This window comes from Mesorhizobium sp. M1E.F.Ca.ET.063.01.1.1 (assembly GCF_003998155.1).
Classification (GTDB): domain Bacteria; phylum Pseudomonadota; class Alphaproteobacteria; order Rhizobiales; family Rhizobiaceae; genus Mesorhizobium.
This window is the reverse complement of record NZ_RZSC01001492.1, coordinates 1-561: the sequence shown is the minus strand read 5'-3', so window position 1 is coordinate 561 and position 561 is coordinate 1. Positions and strand designations below refer to the sequence as shown.

Below are 561 nucleotides of genomic sequence, written 5' to 3'. Positions count from 1 at the left end.
CGGTATCGTCAAGCGCGCCGGGCGTTTCCGACAGGTCGCCGACGAAAGCCTGCAAGTCGCTGCGCACGGGGATGAGCGTCGCGTTTTTCGGCGCGGCATGGGTATGCAGCGCACGTGCCGCCGAGAGCGCCCACAGAAGCTGCCCGATCGTGCGCCGCACCGGATGGGCGCGCGGGGCGAAGCTCGGCGCCTCCAGCCGCGCATAGGTGCGCATCTCGGCAAGCGTCTGGGCATCGGTGATCAGCTTGCGCTGCAGCGCGGCAAGGCTAGCCGGGTCGCCGCCGGAAAAGGCGCCTCCGGCATAGTCCGCGAGATCGAGAATGCTGCGCTTCAGTCTCGATATGATGGCGTCCGCCGCCAGCTTCGGCAGGATCAGCCGGCTGGTGACGCCGGCGCAGACGATGCCGAGCACGATTTCGGCGCAGCGCGCGATGGCGAGATCGACAACGAGATGCGGCTGCCCGAACGCCGGCAGGCTGATGATCATCGCCGTATAGCCGGCAAGGGCCGCACCATAGGCCTCCGGATTGCGCAGCAGCGAGGAGACGAGCGTGCAGATGC

1 protein-coding gene is annotated in these 561 nt (G+C 68.1%); it reads right to left on the bottom strand.

Annotated features, from left to right (window positions below):
• The coding region (locus tag EOA29_RS39410; protein ID WP_189479183.1) for an FUSC family protein at positions 1-561 on the bottom strand (561 nt) is incomplete at both ends.